This window comes from Rhizobium sp. 01N424 (genome assembly GCF_056399485.1).
This window is the reverse complement of sequence record NZ_JBFTRK010000009.1, coordinates 181569-198720: the sequence shown is the minus strand read 5'-3', so window position 1 is coordinate 198720 and position 17152 is coordinate 181569. Positions and strand designations below refer to the sequence as shown.

Sequence of the window (17152 nt, the reverse complement as noted above, 5' to 3'; positions counted from 1 at the left end):
GGGGCGAATGACTAACTCAGCTCGCGTCCTGCGCGCAAGACTGGTTGTGCCCGACTCAACCAAAAATTCATCATTGGCATGAAGATGGGTAGGCCTCGTAGTCGCAGACCGCTTAGGCGAATTGTCTGCAAAGCGCGATGGTGATCGCATTTGGCGCCTCAGAGCCTATGCAGGTCGGCATCGAGTTTTGCACGCCGCCGTCCCATGCTGCGTAAGTCCGGAAATCAAGCCTGCGCGTGCGGCCACATATCATCAACCGCAGCAAGCTCCGCGATAGCGCGCCGCAGCCGGAGGTTCTCTCTTTCCAAGAGTTCGATCTTCTGCAAAGGCGATGGGGGCTGTCTTGAGCCTGTCTGTCGGAGAGGTTCATTGACCGAGGGCAAGCCTGTCATTCGCTCCTTCGTTTCTACTGCCGTAGGTGCCATCTCCATGGGTGCCCGTTCTGGCAAATCGTCGGCAAGCATATAGCCGCGGCCAGGGATGGTTTTTATCAAGTCTCTGTGTCGTCCTAAAGCTTTTCGAAGCACGCCCATCTGGAACCTGAGATTACACTCTTCAACGATCGTGAACGGCCAGACTTTTTGCATGATCTGGCTTTTATCGACAACCTGCCCCCGCGCCTCCAGAAGAACTGCGAGCAGGTCGAAAGCGCGGCTGCCGATCTCAACCTCTCTGTGGTCCAGGAGCAGCTGCCGTGCCGTAGTGCACATTTGAAACGATCGGAATTGAAGCACTGATTCGCTGCTTTGCATGATGGGACCCCCTGCGACCGTCGACCTCGACGGATGGAAGATTTCGATCTACGCATCCCGATGTTGGTTCGCGCAGCTAGACACATGGCCACCATGAGTTGCCCAAAGCGGCCCGTTCAAAACGCAGTTTCATTATGCCTGAGAACTCCAAGCGCCGCTGTTCCACGTTGTTCAAAAATGTTAAATATGCGTCTGGTGATAGCGCGAGCCTGCCAATTGCCGCAGCAAGGGTATGACCGTTGGAAAATATCGTAGAACACCCTTCGCGTTCCAGGGCTTCGGAAGTCGGCGATCACGCAGTCCAGTTTGGGGCTTTTCGGTTCTTCCCTTTCAAGAGGCAGCTGATGGAAGATGGAAAGCCCGTGACGATCGGCGGGCGTGCCCTCGACGTTCTCTCAGTCCTTATTCAAAGAGCCGGCACCATCGTGAGCAAACAGCAATTGCTGAGCGACGTGTGGCCCGGCGTTTTCGTGGCGGAGGGAACGCTGAGGGTTCATGTCGCCGAACTGCGAAAAGCGCTTCGCGACGGAACTGGCGAGCGACGATTTATAGTCAACGCTGCTGGCCGCGGGTATAGTTTCGTTGCCACATGCACGCATTTGGAAACAGAAGAGCCTTTCAGCCTCGTGCCTTCTCCTGAGCCTGCTTCCCCAGCGCCGTCGCCCGCACCAACGCTCCTCACCAAGGTGTTCGGGCGCGACGACATGATCGCCCGCCTCGTTGCGAGGCTGCCCCTGGAGAGGTCCGTCACAATCGTGGGCATTGGGGGCATCGGAAAGACCACGCTCGCTCTTTCAGTCCTGGAGGTTCTTCGCCCGCGCTACGCGGATGGCGTCTGTTTCGTAGACCTGGCTCCCGTCTCCGATCCCGCCCTAGTCCCCAGCGCCCTTGCCGCCGCTCTGAGGCTGCCTGTCGGTTCAAATGAGCCGATACCCGCCCTGGTGAATGCATTGAGCCAGAGAAGGATGCTGATACTGCTCGACAACTGCGAGCACGTGGTTGAGGTTGCGGCAACGCTCGCGGAGGCAATTGGGAGAGGAGCGCCAGGCGTACATGTCTTGGCGACGAGCCGTGTACCCCTTCGATGCAGCGGGGAGCGTATTCAACGGTTGATGCCACTGGAGACGCCCCCAGCCTCCCCGGTTCTCGGTCGCGATGAGGCGCTTCGGTATTCCGCCGTTCAGCTTTTCGTCGATCGAGCTTCGGCGGCCGTCGACGAGTTCCAGGTTTCGGACGAGAACGCCTGGGCCATTGGCGAAATATGCCGCAAGTTGGACGGCATCGCACTGGCGATCGAAATGGCAGCCAGTCGCGTCGAGGCGTTCGGTGTGCTCGGCGTCGAGGCGCACCTGAGCGATCGGTTCGCTTTACTCAAGCAAGGCTACCGCACCTCGATACCTCATCACCAGACGCTAAATGCGACATTCGATTGGAGTTGGCATCTCCTGTCGGAAAGCTCGCGCAAGGTCTTTCGACGCCTCTCCACCCTCGCGGGGGAGTTTTCGATTGAAACCGCCGCGGCGATTGCGGCAAGCGAGAACCTGGGGAATGATGAAGTGTTGCACGAGATCGCTAACTTGGTCTCGGCCTCCCTCCTGTCGGCCAATCTTTCGACAAATCAAGCCATATACCGTTTCCTCGATTCCACGCGCGCATACGCTCGTTCCAAGCTGATGGAGAGCGGGGAATTGAACGATGTCTCGCGTCGCCACGCCGCATACATTCTGGCTGTTCTGAAGCAGGCCGATGCCAAGTCCGACCCATCGCCAATCGAAAGTGCCCTGGATGCCTGCGCGGCGCTCCTTGATGATCTGCGTTTGGCTCTCGACTGGGCTTTCTCCCGGCCGGAGGCTCGACAATTTGGCATTCGACTGACGGTCGAAGGTGTGCGGATATGGACCCAACTCTCCTTGCACGAGGAGTGCCGTACTCGGGTTGAGGTTGCGATCAAAGCAATGGATGAAATTCCAGATCTTGATAGCGACTCCGCCATGAGACTATTCGCGGCATTGGGAACAGTTCTTGCGTATACCAGAAGCACGGAGGCAAGAAAGGCGTGGGAGAAAGTATTAGAAATTTCAGAGCAGATCCCGGATACCGATTACCAGTTCCTAGCGCTCAGGGGACTATGGACGGCATCATTCAGTGCGGGCCAGCTTAGTTCGGCCGTCCAGCTTAACAAACGGCATTTCAAGGTCACCAAGCTTTCGGGTAATCGCGAAGAGAAATTTCACTGCATCCGCATGAGGGGAATGTGCCGATTCTACGTGGGAAAATTTGAGCGCGCTAGCGTCGATCTTGAGCGCGCGATGAGCGGATACCTGAGTGGCGCGAAGCGGGACTTGAAGAACTTTCAGTTTGACCAGAGGGCGCTGCTCTGTGTGGGGCTCTCAAAAACCCTCTGGATCAGAGGTTTTCCAGACCAGGCAACGGCCATAGCGGACCGTGCCCTGACCTATGCGAGCGACTCCAAGCACGATTTGTCAGTAATCTATGCTCTTGCCTACGCTTCCTGCCGGATGGCGATATTGAATGGCGACATGGTCAAGGCAGCGGGCTATCTTGACGCACTCGTTCAGAAATCATTCCTATATCCCCTGAGACTTTGGGATATTATGGGCGAATGCTGGAGGGGAGTCCTGCTAGCCCGGCAGGGCAACGTCAGCGAAGCGGCGCGTGTATTTTCGAAAGCCCTTGCAGATGTTCCGGAGGGGTCGTTCAGCCTTCACTACAGTCGGTTCATGGGAGAGTACGCTCTCGCACTGGGCCAAACTGGCGAAGCTGAAAAGGCTCTCGATGCGATAGACAAGGCAATCACCGTATCCGATCGCCTCGGCGAACGATGGTTTTTCGCCGAGTTGCTACGATTGAAAGGCGAAATTATCCTGATTGCTGGTCGACCGGGTGCCCTCATGTCGGCAGAGGTTCTTTTTCAGACCTCCATCGAGCTCGCTCAACGACAGGGAGCCCTCTCTTGGGAGCTCCGCGCAGCCACCAGTCTATCACAACTCCACTCCTCACAGGGGCGCACTGCCGAGGGCAGAGATATCCTCTACCCGATATATTCGCGTTTTAGCGAGGGCTTTCAAACGATCGACCTCAGGAGGGCGAAGAGCGTCCTAGGGCTGGCTTCCTGAGGCTTTGACACGTCCCAAGCTGCCGCTGCGACCGCTCGAAAATAACACTACTGGAAGTTTGGCATTCTGCTCCGCAGCGTCAGGCCAACGCTCTCTGGGGTTCCTTCGACGCCACTAGACGTCTCCACAATATGAATGGGATCGTGAGAAACCACACTGTGATGGAATAGATGGCGGTGGGTAAGGTCGTAGGAGGGAGCCCGGAAGTGACCCCGGCTACCATCACGCCCACCGCGATACCAACCGTCCCGTTGTGGACAGCGGTTCCGATCGCGACCGACGTCGCACTGCGGGCATCGAGACCTGCTATCCGGCTTGTCAGAAGTCCGATACCCAGAAGAAGAGCATTCATTACAATCAGATCTGGTGCGAGCGCCGCAAAATTATCAACGAATAGGCTCCAGTTGGACACGAGTGCAGCCACAAGCACGAAAACAAACAGGAAAACAGTTATACGACCCAGCCACGCCTGTATTGCGTCAGCGCGTAGAGGCATCGCTTGTCTTACCGCCACACCAAGAAAGACAGGTAGGGCCGTGAGTAGGAACATCTCAATGCTTAGGCCCGCTACCTTCACAGGCGGCGAATCTGAACCGATGAAGTAGTACACCGAAAGAGCTACCAGCGGCGGCAGGCTGACGATCGACACAAGACTGAATGTCGCCGTCAGCGTGACCGAAAGAGGCACGTTTCCTCTTCCTAGGTGCGATGCCACATTGGATATGGCGCCGCCGGGACATAGACCAACTATCATCATGCCAACGGCGAGTGTGGCAGGAAGCTCAAACACGGTCGCGGCCAGGAACGCCACGAGGGGCGCCATCAGGATCTGATTGAAAGCGCCCGTCCAGAAGCCGCGCGGCTCGCGGAAAACGCGAGAGAAATCGGCTGGCGCAAGGCTGAGACCAAGCGAGAACATTACTATGAGAAGGACAGCGGGGAGAACGATACTAAAGAGCATGACGTTGTTTTCCCAAGACGAGGTTCAAGCCGCTTCTAATCTGTAGGAGGCTGTGCCGGACAGGCTATGCGTCGCGGAACGATCTGTCCAGCACGCCATCATGCCGTCGCTCAGCTCCGGCTGGCTATGCAGATGAACGGGTGGTGGGGTGGGGCGACCATTCAGGTTCTGAAATCAAGAAGATATTCGCGCGCAACCGCGACGGCTCTGTCCTGGTGCTTACGATTGTGTCGCCAACCGGGATCCGGCGCGAGCCTCACGCTCGCTATCGCTGCCACTTTCGATCCCGAATAGCGGCCCTGATCCTCGCAGCATCGATGTCTGCAGAAAGCTTGACACGCCGCGCGTCAAGATCTGCCATCGTGGGCGCCGACACTGCCGCCTCAACGAGCGTGGGTCCAGAGATGATTGGCGGATGTCTTTCTCGCGATGACGGGATTTGCTGCAGCATCGGCTTCTCTAAGAGTTACGAGAAAGAGGCCCCCGCCGGGGAAGAACGGGGGCCTCTCAGGAGGTGATCGCGGCCTAAGCGAGGGGACGGCCTTGCGGTGGCGGCTGAGTTGAACCGCTGCGATCGCCTTGGGAGCTGTGATATTCTCTATTCGGCTATTCGTCACAAACGGTTGAAGCCGCGAGTGTCGATTGCATTCTCAAAAGCTTTCGCTTCCGGCACGACGCCAAGCCTTGGGCATCGCAACTAAGGTGGCATCCGGGTGGAACATCCTCCCTCCGCCAATGCGCCATGGCCCGGTTTCCCATCGCCGTCCCAACCTCGTGAGGCCGGATCGGAGCGCTCCTCGCTCCGACAGCACAGACGCTGCAAGCGCCCTTTTTGATCGAGCCACGTTCTGCCGCTTTAGTCTCCGCGATACATGCCCAGCAACATCCTTACAGGTGCGAAGGGGTGCCATCTTCGGAACGGCAGAGCGAGTTTTGATGCTCTCTTTGAAATATGGTCGGGCGAAAAACCGTGGGCCGCAACCCCATTTCAACTGTTCGTGACGAATACCCGTTTGTTCCGATCCGATATTCAGGAGGATGCTCCCACCGCGTCGACAAGTCCAAGAAGTTCCTGTGAGAGAACGTGCGATGGCGTTGGACGTCGGGCTAGCTTGCCAGTGCCGACCTGATTGCGAGCAGGAGATCGCTGGGGCTGACAGGCTTAAGCAAGATGTTCGTCGCCCCGGAGTTGCGGGCGCGCTCGCCAGCGGCCACATCCGAGTGCGCCGTAATGAGGATGGTCGGGATCGACACAGTCATGCCGGACAGCCTTTCGAGGAGGTCGAGGCCAGAGATACCGCCTAGCTGGATGTCAGTAACCAAGCAGGACGCCTGTTGGAGCTCGTCGGATCCAAGAAAATCCTCGGCGGATGCAAATGCTGCAACCTGCATTCCGGACGCGCGCAACAGGCCCCGGATGGCGTCGCGGACTGGCTCGTCGTCTTCGACACAGACCACAAGTGAAGATTTCGCGGGTTCGATCATCGTGCAATCCAATCGTTCGTAAGGGCGCCTCATGCGCTACGGCCTCGCTGTGGCATCGGGGAGCTCCCCCAACTCCAGCATGTCGAAATGGCGCACCAGTTCGGGCAACGTGCGCACGTGCATTTTCTGCATGACGTTACCGCGGTGGAGCTTCACCGTGGCCTCTGTGATCCCGAGCGCTGCGGAGATCTGCTTGTTGCGCTGGCCGTCCACAACGCGGATCAGGACTTCCTGCTCGCGCTTCGTCAGCGTCTCGAAGTCCGCACGAGCATTCGAGGCCGCCTCCTCTTTCCTTGTGGATCGGTTGTCGCGTTTCAATGCGGTATGGATCGCATCCAGCAGGTCCTGCTCCCGAACGGGCTTCGTCAGAAATTCGACCGCTCCTGCCTTCATGGCTCGGACCGCAATCGGAACGTCGGCGTGTCCACTCATGAAGATTACGGGTCGGTGAAAGCCGTGCGCCCTCACCTCTTCAAAAAATTCGATTCCGCTCTGACCAGGGAGCCGAACGTCGAGGATCATGCAGCCGACCCGCGCCAGCTGGCCCTTCGCCGAGAATTCGGCTGCCGAGGCGTAGGCAACGACGTCGAACCTCATAGAGCGTAGCAGGCCGACCAGCGACTCGCTGACCCCGACATCGTCCTCGATGACAACGATCTGCGCAGAGGAGGCCTCAGGCTGTTTCTGATTCATCTCGCCACTTTCGGATATGGAATGGAGAACTCGAAGATCGATCCGTGCGGCGTCCGCGGCCTTGCAGACAGCGAGCCCCCATGCGCCTCGACGATCGACCGACAGATAGCTAGACCCATGCCAGTCCCCTCCGGTTTCGTGGAGTAGAATGCTTCAAAGATCCGGTCGGAGGCAAGTGGGTCGATACCATGGCCGTTGTCCTCGACGGCAAGTGTCACGAAGGATGCGGAGGTTCGCGTGCCTACGGTGATCGCAGGACATTCGGAAGACGGCTCCATCGCCTCTGCAGCATTCAACATCAGGTTCATCAGCACCTGCTGTAGCTGGACCTTGTCTCCTTGGATCCGGCGCAGCTCGGGCGAGAGCGAAACGATAACTTCGATGCCACGCGTACGGAATTCGCTCCGAAGCATTGTGAGGACGTCGCCCACGACACAATTCAAGTCGATGTCGGCGAATGTCGGACGTGAGTTCCTTCCCATGTTCCTGACGTTGTGGAGGACGTCTCCCGCCCGCTTGGTCTCCTTGATCACTCGGGTAGCCACTGCTTTTGCCTCTTCGAGATCCGGTGTCTCGCGATCCAGCCAGCTGAGGCAGGTCGCGGCATCTGTAATAATTGACATCAGAGGCTGGTTCATCTCGTGAGCGATCGAGATCGACATCGCACCCATTGCCGTCATGCGGTTCATCCGCACGATATCGTCCTGGGCCTTGCGCAGGGCTTCCTCGCTTTTAACGCGTTCCGTGAGATCGAGGATCGCGCCGAACGCCTCGGGCTTTTCGCCCGGATCGGTTCCTATCCGCGTTACACAGTGGACGTGCTTTATCGTGCCGTCCGGCATGACGAGGCGGTGTTCGACCTCCCAAGGCACTCGATCACGGAGCCCCTGGGCGAAGACCTCTTCCACCCGCGCCCGATCGTCAGGATGCATCCGTCCCATCACAGCTTCGGGCGTCAGCGGCTCGTTCGGATCGAGACCGTAAATTCTGTAAGTCTCCTCGGACCAAATGATCTCGCGAGTTTCCGCAAGGATACGGTAGCTACCAACATGGCTCAGCTTCTGCGCTTCGGCCAGCGACGCCTGCGCGCGCTGCGCGTCGGCGAGCGACGTTTTGATCTGCTCACTGGAGCGGCGGGCTTCGGTCACGTCAACGATTGTTCCGATGTATGATCGGCCATTGCCATGCTCGTCTGAGATGATCCGCCCTCGCGCATGGACAAATTTCGAAGAGCCATCAGGCAGTACGAAGCGGTGCTCCACGTTCAGCTCATCACCCTGAAGAGCTCGCTCGTGAGCTTCGGCCACCATCGTTCGGTCATCCGGATGAACCTTATCCATGAAAGCTTTGAAACTGATGGTCTCGCTTTCATTGCCCACGATGTTCGCGCATTCCGTCGAACAGGTGAAAACATTGGTGCTCATGTCCCACGACCAGCTTCCGGTCTGAATTATCTTCTGGGCTTCCGCCATGACCGCTTTGCTCTTGGCTAGCTCGAACTCCGCACGTTTAAGATCGTCGATGTCGGAGTCGATACCATACCATTTGACGATCCGACCTTCGTCGTCGAAACGTGGAACGGCCCGCAGCATGTGGTAACGCGCCTGGCCATCGTGCCGCAAGATCCGGGCTTCGACACCGCCTGCCCGCCGCTCGGCCAACAGTGTCATCCACGCGGCATGAACTTTTTCGACATCATCGGGGTGGAAGGCCTTGAGAAATCCGGTCCCGACCGCCTCCTCGTGAGAGATTCCGGTGTACTCGTGCCAAGAGCGACTTGCCTCCTGGAAACGCCCTTCCGAGCTTGCGATCCAGGCCAGCGCCGGGATCATGTCGCGTGCAAGCTCAAGATCGCCCTGAACCTTAGTCGCTTCCTCACGGACCGCTCGTAGCTCCTGCTCCAACGAAACCGCAGTCATGGCAACGGAGAAAGTCGACGCAAGCCATTCGACGCGCCCTATCGCTTCCAAGGAAGACGGTCCATCCAGGTAGAGGGCGGCGATCCCGTCGGCCAGCCGGACCGGGATGGCGGCTGCGTTTTCCAATGCTTGCGCCTTGCCAGTGTCGATTGCCCGACGGACCACATTTGCATCGAACACGGCTGGCGACGTAAGACTGAACACCCGACTTCTGCCCCGATCCGAGGCCGACATAGTGGCGGCCGCGATCTCCAGAGTCCCATTTCGCTCGAATACAAGCAAAGCGCGGGTCAACGACGACAAGGAGGCTGCGGCATCCGTCAGCCGCTGCAGATCGTCGTCGTCCTCGAAGTTCTCGTATGCTGCGTCTGACGTGGCGGCCTCCCACTGCAATGGCGCGTGTCGGTGCGAGGCGGGACCGATGCGGTTCCCGCCGCGTCTCTAAGCATTCGGAACGGAACCTCTTCGCGTGTCGCCTGACACGCGTCGTCCGGCCACGTAATCCGCCGCCTGCCCGAATGCCAGGCCAAGGCCGCACCACACGATTAATTGCAGCAGGAAGGAGTGCACTCGGAACTCAAACAGAAGACCTCGCGGATAATCCTCTGGAACCTCGGATATGGGTGGGACCACATACACGAGAACCGACGCCAGTGCGGCATATGCAATCGCCCCGGTCGGGATGCTGAAGACAGGGTCCAGACGGCGGCCGATCTGAACGGCGAACCAAACGCACGACGCCATGCAGAGGACAGATGCAAGAATCATCACAAAGAAGAGTTCCGTGCGAGCATCGATGGTTTCCGCGGACCCGACCCCAGGTGGACTAGCCGGATAGGCTATCTGAGGGACGAGTACGATGGAAACGTACCCAGTCGCCACCAGCAGCCAAGTCGCCTCCTTCGTACTTGCATGCACCCTCCCACGCAAAGCGGCAACGCCGATGGCAAGCAGACCGCCGAGTGCGACGCAGTAACTCGCAATGCCAGTGAACAATCCAAGATTGCGTTGCGTGGTCCGGCTGACGAGCTCCTCGCCAGGATGTCCGTCATCGACGTGCGCGTGATGTTCCTCGAAAGCTATTGCGAGCTCGACCGATGGCTCGGAAAAGATCCGAGCGTACGAAAAGGCGACGACCGCCACCAGAAGACCGGACAGCATGCCCGCAAGAAGAAACTTCTGCATCATGGCATCGACCTCAATGGCATGGAAATCCGAGAAGGTGGCGGCCGTCGTGGACGAACTCGTGCACCATGCTCCCCTGTACGAGAGAAGTCGCTCCCTGCTCGGCGCCGACGAAGTAAAGCAACATCAGCAGAAGCAATCCGAAGAACGTCATCCAAGGAATGAGTTCGTCCGCCGAGATCGGCGTCGGCATTTCAGCTGCACGGATAGAGATGTGGGTCATCGCACCCTCCTTCGGGTTCAGGATTGGGCCCTACAGTGATCACACACACGGATCCTTGTTTATCGAAAGCGTCGGATGACGTTCGGCGAACAGGGAACTCGGCCTTGCCGCCGACATCGCACGAATTCGAAATATTCGAGATGCTTGCGCTCCATAGTATTCCCGTTCTCACCAGGAGGAATCCATGGAGCAAATATCCAAATCACAACGGAAGTTCGAAGGCGTCGTTCCAGCGCCTGCCGATCTGCCAAAACTTAAAGTGGGCCAGTGCGTCACGGTCTCGAACCGTGTTCCTGTCGGCCACTACCGCGTACCAACGTATCTCAGAGGAAGGACAGCGGTCGTCGAGGCAATCATGTCACCGAAAGCCGTGAACAACGAGGAAGAAGGATTTGGCAGGAACGCGGGTTCACTTGGTTTCTATTATCGCGTCGCAGTGCCGATGAAGGAAATCTGGAAGGACTACGCGGGATCCCCCGCAGATAATCTCCGCATCGAGATTTTTGAGAGCTGGCTCGAAGGAGTGGAGCAATGAACGCGTCCGACGAACTCGAACACACTCATGGCCATGGAGACGGGCACGATCACGGGCACGACCACGCGCCGATCGAGGCGACGGAAATGCCCGGCTACTACGACATCATGGAGACGGCGTTTCAGGAGCTGATGATCGAAAAGGGATACATAAGCGCCGACGAGATTCGGCACCAGATCGAAGTTCTGGATTCCAGAAACCCCGCACTCGGTGCCAAGGTAGTCGCGAGGGCATGGACGGATCCGGACTTCAGGTCCCGCCTCCTCGAGAACGGCCGTACCGCTTGCGAGGAACTCGGCATCACCTTCTACGATCTCACCGAGCTCATCGTGCTCGAGAACACGCCTCAGGTCCACAATCTCATCGTTTGCACCCTGTGCTCATGCTACCCGCGTCCGGTGCTTGGCCTGCCGCCAGACTGGTACAAGGCAAAACCGTATCGCGCTCGTGCAGTTTACGAACCCCGTAAGGTGCTGCAGGAGTTTGGGACCATCATTCCTGACGACGTTGAGGTTCGGGTCAGCGACTCCACTGCCATCCAGCGCTACCTGGTGCTGCCGATGCGCCCTGCGGGAACCGACGGCTACAGCGAAGAGCAACTCGCCGCGCTCGTCACACGTGATGCGATGATTGGTGTCATCACAGTCAGATTACCGACCGAAGGAATTGCCGCATGACCGGAAGCGAACAACTTCTCAAGCGACTGCCGAACGACATCGGCGGTCTTGAAGGGCCTAAGATCGAACAGACAGACCATGAGTTGCTCCCGTGGGAGAAGCGCTGCCATGCGCTGGCCGACGTTCTCGACTTCCACAAGATCATCAACACCGAGGAAAAGAGGCGCGGCGTCGAGGCCCTAGGATCGGAAATGGTCGGCAAGCTGACATACTACGAGCGCTGGATCGCCGCTTTCGCCAACATCGCGTTTCAAAAGCAGCTGATAACGCCCGAGGAGTTGGCAAGGCAGATGTCGGCCGTGGAGGATCGATGGAGGGCTCACTCCTGAAGCTCGTTCCCCAGCGCGCCTCCCGCTGCTTCGTCGAGGACGACGCCAGCGCGCCACTCGTCAGGCGTTCGCTCGCAGAAGCCGTTGGAACGATGCTGCTGATAGTAGCCGTGCTTGGTGCAGGAATAGGTGAAAAGGCCGCGCCGATCTCCTCAGCCATGGCCGTCGCCGGGACCTTGATCGGCCTGATCCTGGCCCTTGGCTCAGTATCTGGCGGGCACTTCAACCCGGTCATCACTGTCCTTCAATGGCGGAGTGGACAACGCGGTCTCGAGTGCATGGTTTGGTATGTGGCTGCGCAGATCCTCGGAGGAATTGCGGGTGCCGTCTTGGTCGATGTCATGTTCGCAGATCCGCCGGGTCCGCCGACCACCGAGCTTCCGAATGCCGCGGCGATCGTGAGCGAGGCCTTGTCCACCTTCGGACTGATGATGGTAGTATTCTGCAGTAGCCGGAGCACAAGCAAGATGACCGGGCCCTTTGCAGTCGGCCTCTGGCTTCTTGGAGCGATCATCGCCACACCGACCGGTTCAATCGCGAATCCCGCCGTCACCATAAGCCTGCTGATGTCGCCGTCGAGCACATCGCTAATCGCTGTGGCGCTCTTCGTGGTGGTACAGTTTGCTGGCGGCACTCTGGCGGTGCGGTGTACCGATATTCTCTACCCGCCCGCCGGACGTTGATCGGCGCCCCGGCCAGATGTCCACAAGGAGCGAACACTATGTCGAAGACGAAGCTATTGGCCTCAACAGTCGTCCTGCTCGCGATTTCGGCGGCCGCCGCCAGCGGCCTAAGGGGAGATGCCTCGCCGATCTATGGAGTGAAGGTTCCCGAAGGATACAGGGAGTGGCGGCTGATCACGGTCGCGCACGAAGCTGGCAAGAACAACGACATCAGGGCGGTTCTGGGCAACGACCTCGCCATCATGGCATTTCGAGAGGGCATCAGGCCGTTTCCAGACGGCGCCATCATCGCGCGGCTCGCCTACGTCTATCAATCGTCTCCCGAGAACGACAAGGTCTTCCCGGCACCGCAGTCCTTCGTCGCAGGCGCCCCTACCAACGTCCAGTTCTCGGTCAAGGATTCGAAGAAGTACGCAGACACGGGTGGCTGGGGATATGGTCAGTTTGAGAACGGCGTCGCAAATCCCAGTGAGCCGCTGATCAAGAGCTGCTTCGCCTGTCACGTGAAGCTCGATCCTTCGACCGACTACGTGTTCAGCCACTATTCGCCATGACGGCGAGCGGGACGAAGCAAAGCCATAGGAGCCTGCTGTGCGGACCAAATGCGTTATGACCCCGGCCGAGACGATGTCGGCGATCCGTGACATGTGGCAGTACGGACGGCTGGACGAGGCCGCAAGCCACTTCGCTGAGGACGGCGTCCTGCTGGTCGAGCCGGACAGGCAAGCGATTGGCCGCAATGCGATAGGTGACGGTCTCGGCGAGCTTGCGCGCCGCCTTCGATTTCTCGTGGTCGAAGACCGGGTCGTTATTCAGCGAGGAGACATCGCACTCCACCATGCGAGATGGACTGCTCGGTACATAATCGACGGCTCTCCATCCACCGAGGAAGTCAGCGGGACGACGGCGGACGTGCTGACGCTTCAGTCTGACGGGCGCTGGCTCGCTGTGGTCAACAACCCATGGGGAGGCGACGTCCTTGATGGCTAGGTTTCATTTCCATATTCGGGTCGCGGAAGTCATAGATCCCGACTACGAGGGCATCGAAATCCACGCGAAGGATTGCCTTGCAGAAGCGGTCGCCGTCGCTCGTCGTATCATTGCCGAGGCAGTCAAGCTGGACGATTCCGTCGGTGACATGACTTTCGAGATCACGGACTGCGAAGGAAACCTAGTGGCTGAACTACCGTTTCGATGTTGCGCTCGGCTCCAATGAACGAGCTTCCCGAACTCAGCCGAATCTCCGCGTCAGCGAAAACACCCAAACTTTGGAGTGTTGCCCGGACTCAGGGCGACCCGTAGGCGGGCGGTCTCAATATCGAAGAGGCCCCATGATCGACAGTCGTACCGCAGCGTCCCAAGCGATTTTTTTCAACGCGCTCGGCAGTCAAAGAAGGCTTCAGATTTTGTCGGCACTCGTCGAAGTCGAGGTAACGGCGGGCGGTCTGGCAGACCTTATCGGGATGAGCCAGTCGGCAACCTCGCAGCACCTGACAAAGCTTCGTCGTCTCAACCTCGTTACCGCACGTCGAGAGGCGCAGACACTGTGGTATACGACCAGGAACCCTGCGGTGATAAAAATCCTGGCGCTCCTCAACGAACTCCAGCGCGATGGTCAAGCTCTTGTGAGCTCGAAGGCGGCCCGAGGCTGAAAAAGAGCCTGTTGAATTCCTATATCGGCAGTGCGATCTGAAAGGACATCAGCTATGACTTTGAATGGGAATCTGCTCGTTGCAGGGCAAGAAAGGCGCGGCTCGAATGGCGAGTTCCACGGTATCGAGGCAGCTACCGGGAAGCCGCTACCTGTCTCGTTTGGCGGCGCGTCACGCGAAGATGTCGATGCCGCGGCGGCACAAGCCTGGGAGGCCTTTGCCTCGTACCGCGAGACAGGTCTCGGCAGTCGAGCCTCCTTCCTGGAGACGATCGCTGCGGAGATCGAGGCGATTGGTGACGAGTTGATCGTCCGCGCCACGTCTGAGACCGGGCTCCCCCGCGGGAGGCTGGAAGGCGAGCGAAATCGCACCACGGGCCAGCTTCGGCTGTTTGCCAAGGAAGTCCGCGCGGGCCGCTTCCAGGAATTGCGCTTCGATGAAGGCGATCCTTCGCGGAAGCCTGCTCCCAAGCCTGACCTGCGACTTCGAAATATTCCACTCGGCCCCATCGCGGTATTCGGTGCTTCGAATTTTCCGCTCGCGTTCTCGGTCGCTGGCGGGGACACTGCATCCGCCCTCGCCGCTGGCTGCCCCGTCGTCGTGAAGGCCCACTCGGCGCATCCGGGCACGTCGGAACTCGTGGGACGGGCCGTGCAACGGGCTGCCGCGGCCTGCCGACTTCATCCCGGCACCTTCACTCTGCTCTTCGATACAGGCTTTGAAGTCGGCCAACAGCTCGTCGCCGATCATCGGATTCGTGCTGTCGGCTTCACCGGGTCCCGCCGCGGCGGTACAGCGCTGATGGACATTGCGTCGAGGCGGCGGCAGCCGATCCCGGTATACGCTGAGATGAGCAGCATCAATCCCGTCATCTTGTTCCCTCACGCACTCACCAAGAACTTCGAAGGGATCGCAAAAGCGTTCGTCTCTTCGCTGATCCTCGGCGCGGGACAATTCTGCACTAACCCCGGCCTCCTCCTGGCGGTCGACGGTGAAGCGCTAGATGCCTTCATCGCGAAGACCATTGAACTTCTTCCAGAGGTCGCACCACAGACGATGCTGACCCCGTCGATTGCTAAAAATTTTTGCGATGGTGTGGCACGGCTTCGAACCCATCCTGAAGTGCGAGCCATCGCGTCCGGAAAGCCTGGAAGCCAATATGAAGGAACGGCGGCGCTCTTCGAAACAACGGGATCGGCTTTCCTCACGCATGACGAGCTTCAGAACGAGGTGTTCGGTGCCGCGGGCCTGATCGTTCGCTGCAAGGACATGGCTGAACTCAATGCCGTCATCGACGAACTCGAAGGACAGCTGACGGTCGCGCTCTTCATCGACAAGGACGACGAGGCCGATGCCCGCCGTCTGGTGCCGAAGCTGGAAATGCTTGCCGGACGACTGCTGGTGAACGGTTTCGGGACTGGAGTAGAGGTGTCTCCGGCAATGGTCCACGGCGGCCCGTTCCCGGCAACCGCCGATGGGAGATCCACTTCCGTGGGAACGCTGGCCATCTACCGTTTCCTTCGGCCTGTCTGCTATCAGGATTTTCCTAGCGGAATTCTGCCGACGGCGCTCAGAGATCAGAATCTCTGAGCGCTCTGGGATACTGAACCTTCCATCCTCCTGCACGTTGAGGCGCGGGAGGAGTTTTCTATGGATTCTGAGAAGAGAAATTCGAAGTCCCAACAAGTCGCCCCTATTGGAGCGGCTTTGACGCCTGGCCTGGTAACGTTCTGGTCGCCGAAGTGGAAGGGCTTTGACGCAAGGCGCCAATCGTTGCGACAGCCACGTCTGGCCGAGCCGCCGACCGCGAAACCGACGTGAAGGCCTGGCGTTCGTTTGCTCGGGTCGGGACCCATTGCTCTGCCCCTAGTCCAAAAGCTTCCTAATCGCCATGATGCCTTTCGCGGTGTCTGACCACGACTGGCGCCAGATCAGCAAGCCGACGCCAAGCACCGTCGCCAGAGCGAACGGGATTGGGCCGAGAAACCAGAACGCCGCCGCCACCGTGAAATAATATGACCGCACGCCGACGCTGAACGATCGGAGTGCCGGATTGAGCACCATCGTCAGAGCGTCCGTCCATGCCGCTAGGTCACGCTCCTCTTGCCGAGACGGACTGGCGCCGATAGCAGCCAGACAATAGTTCAGCTGGCGCACTGCCCAGATGAAGTCGGACAGCCCCCTTAGAAGCGTGGCGATGATCAGCAGGACCTTGGTCTGGAACAACCAGACCGGATCTTTGGCCGCGAACATCGCGATTAGGCCGTTGCCGCTTCCATAGTTTGGCTCCATGAATAGCGCGCCGCTGAGGCCGACGATGACGATCAGGTTTGCGGAACCGAAAAAGGATGCCGAATTGATCGTGTGACCCAGGATGGCTGCGTCACCGATGAAATTGTTGTCACGCGTCAACGTCTCCCGCATCCAAGCGGATCGCACGCGTACCATGTCGACAGAGAGGCTGTCGTTTGGGCGGGGCCAGCCCAATGCCATCAAAGGCTCGACCGCGATCCAAACCAATATAAAGAATGAGATCGCGGCGATATTGAGCGCGTCCATATAGTTCCCCGGCCGATTTTTCCGGCACCCTATCGTGGGTGGCGACGTCCTCCAAGAGGCCTGTGGGCCGAAGCGATGGCGCTATGGCTGCTCGCGCATGCCTGGCGTCGCTTCGCGCTGGTCTGCGTCGATCATGTCGGTAGCGACGATGAAAGCGTCGGTGTGCTCGCGAGCGGCTTCTCGGAGAGCGGCAAGGTTCGGAAGATCGTCGCCTTCGAGAATGTCGAACTCGTGAAGGATCTCGCGCTCGGCCTGAAGCCAGTGGTCTTCGTGCCGATCGTCCGGACTACCCTCTGCTTCCCAGATCGAATAGGCGCGGAGCCTAATGCGTTCGGTCACATCGATCCCCTCACGTCCGTTTG

19 protein-coding genes are annotated in these 17152 nt (G+C 58.9%); 10 read left to right on the top strand and 9 right to left on the bottom strand.

Translation table 11 applies throughout. From position 1 onward, the window contains the following. Positions 1-224: 224 nt before the first annotated feature. Positions 225-752, bottom strand: coding sequence for a winged helix-turn-helix domain-containing protein (locus tag AC1DNK_RS21895; RefSeq protein ID WP_477943313.1), 528 nt, complete (start codon positions 750-752; stop codon positions 225-227). Positions 753-1096: 344 nt separating this feature from the next. Here AC1DNK_RS21895 and AC1DNK_RS21890 point away from each other — a divergent pair, with 344 nt between their 5' ends. Continuing rightward, the gene (locus AC1DNK_RS21890; protein ID WP_477943312.1) at positions 1097-3889 is read left to right on the top strand and encodes an ATP-binding protein; all 2793 of its coding nucleotides are present in this window, start codon (positions 1097-1099) and stop codon (positions 3887-3889) included. A gap of 79 nt (positions 3890-3968) precedes the next feature. Here the strand turns inward: AC1DNK_RS21890 and AC1DNK_RS21885 are convergent, their stop codons facing one another. The 6 genes from AC1DNK_RS21885 to AC1DNK_RS21860 form a co-directional block, all read right to left on the bottom strand. Continuing rightward, positions 3969-4850 carry a bile acid:sodium symporter family protein gene (locus AC1DNK_RS21885; protein ID WP_477943311.1) on the bottom strand — a complete coding sequence of 294 codons (882 nt, stop codon included), beginning with the start codon at positions 4848-4850 and terminating at the stop codon, positions 3969-3971. 1107 nt (positions 4851-5957) lie between these two features. Then, complete coding sequence (locus AC1DNK_RS21880; protein ID WP_477943310.1) at positions 5958-6335, bottom strand: response regulator transcription factor; 378 nt, start codon at positions 6333-6335, stop codon at positions 5958-5960. A 36-nt stretch (positions 6336-6371) separates the two neighbouring features. Further along, positions 6372-7028 carry a response regulator transcription factor gene (locus AC1DNK_RS21875; protein WP_477943309.1) on the bottom strand — a complete coding sequence of 219 codons (657 nt, stop codon included), beginning with the start codon at positions 7026-7028 and terminating at the stop codon, positions 6372-6374. After that, a complete protein-coding gene (locus AC1DNK_RS21870; RefSeq protein ID WP_477943308.1) occupies positions 7025-9340 on the bottom strand; it encodes a PAS domain-containing sensor histidine kinase in 2316 nt (771 codons plus the stop codon). Before AC1DNK_RS21870 ends, AC1DNK_RS21875 begins: the two co-directional genes overlap by 4 nt. A gap of 48 nt (positions 9341-9388) precedes the next feature. Further along, positions 9389-10135 carry a CbtA family protein gene (locus AC1DNK_RS21865; RefSeq protein WP_477943307.1) on the bottom strand — a complete coding sequence of 249 codons (747 nt, stop codon included), beginning with the start codon at positions 10133-10135 and terminating at the stop codon, positions 9389-9391. A 10-nt stretch (positions 10136-10145) separates the two neighbouring features. Further along, positions 10146-10355 (bottom strand): CbtB domain-containing protein, encoded by a 210-nt coding sequence (locus AC1DNK_RS21860; protein WP_477943306.1) that lies wholly within the window; start codon positions 10353-10355, stop codon positions 10146-10148. Between the two features lie 184 nt (positions 10356-10539). On the opposite strand from AC1DNK_RS21860, the gene AC1DNK_RS21855 reads away from it, so the two are divergent. The 9 genes from AC1DNK_RS21855 (at position 10540) to AC1DNK_RS21815 (ending at position 15821) form a co-directional block, all read left to right on the top strand. Then, the gene (locus AC1DNK_RS21855; protein ID WP_477943305.1) at positions 10540-10890 is read left to right on the top strand and encodes an SH3-like domain-containing protein; all 351 of its coding nucleotides are present in this window, start codon (positions 10540-10542) and stop codon (positions 10888-10890) included. Continuing rightward, entirely contained in the window at positions 10887-11567 is a 681-nt protein-coding gene (gene nthA / locus AC1DNK_RS21850) for a nitrile hydratase subunit alpha (protein WP_477943304.1), read from the top strand. Before AC1DNK_RS21855 ends, nthA begins: the two co-directional genes overlap by 4 nt. Continuing rightward, positions 11564-11896 (top strand): nitrile hydratase, encoded by a 333-nt coding sequence (locus tag AC1DNK_RS21845; protein WP_477943303.1) that lies wholly within the window; start codon positions 11564-11566, stop codon positions 11894-11896. Before nthA ends, AC1DNK_RS21845 begins: the two co-directional genes overlap by 4 nt. Next, positions 11878-12579 carry an aquaporin gene (locus tag AC1DNK_RS21840; RefSeq protein ID WP_477943302.1) on the top strand — a complete coding sequence of 234 codons (702 nt, stop codon included), beginning with the start codon at positions 11878-11880 and terminating at the stop codon, positions 12577-12579. Before AC1DNK_RS21845 ends, AC1DNK_RS21840 begins: the two co-directional genes overlap by 19 nt. A 38-nt stretch (positions 12580-12617) precedes the next feature. After that, complete coding sequence (locus AC1DNK_RS21835; protein ID WP_477943301.1) at positions 12618-13133, top strand: cytochrome P460 family protein; 516 nt, start codon at positions 12618-12620, stop codon at positions 13131-13133. 37 nt (positions 13134-13170) lie between these two features. After that, complete coding sequence (locus tag AC1DNK_RS21830; RefSeq protein WP_477943300.1) at positions 13171-13569, top strand: YybH family protein; 399 nt, start codon at positions 13171-13173, stop codon at positions 13567-13569. Then, a complete protein-coding gene (locus AC1DNK_RS21825; protein ID WP_477943299.1) occupies positions 13562-13795 on the top strand; it encodes a DUF6894 family protein in 234 nt (77 codons plus the stop codon). The genes AC1DNK_RS21830 and AC1DNK_RS21825 overlap by 8 nt, the downstream gene beginning before the upstream one ends. Before the next feature lie 115 nt (positions 13796-13910). Then, positions 13911-14231, top strand: coding sequence for an ArsR/SmtB family transcription factor (locus AC1DNK_RS21820; protein WP_477943298.1), 321 nt, complete (start codon positions 13911-13913; stop codon positions 14229-14231). Positions 14232-14285: 54 nt separating this feature from the next. After that, the gene (locus tag AC1DNK_RS21815; protein ID WP_477943297.1) at positions 14286-15821 is read left to right on the top strand and encodes an aldehyde dehydrogenase (NADP(+)); all 1536 of its coding nucleotides are present in this window, start codon (positions 14286-14288) and stop codon (positions 15819-15821) included. Between the two features lie 276 nt (positions 15822-16097). Here AC1DNK_RS21815 and AC1DNK_RS21810 read toward each other — a convergent pair whose 3' ends face one another. Together AC1DNK_RS21810 and AC1DNK_RS21805 are read right to left on the bottom strand one after the other, a co-directional pair. Then, a complete protein-coding gene (locus AC1DNK_RS21810; protein WP_477943296.1) occupies positions 16098-16790 on the bottom strand; it encodes a DUF599 domain-containing protein in 693 nt (230 codons plus the stop codon). 81 nt (positions 16791-16871) lie between these two features. After that, on the bottom strand, positions 16872-17129 hold the full coding sequence (locus AC1DNK_RS21805) for a DUF2934 domain-containing protein (protein ID WP_477943295.1): 258 nt from the start codon (positions 17127-17129) through the stop codon (positions 16872-16874). Positions 17130-17152: the final 23 nt, after the last annotated feature.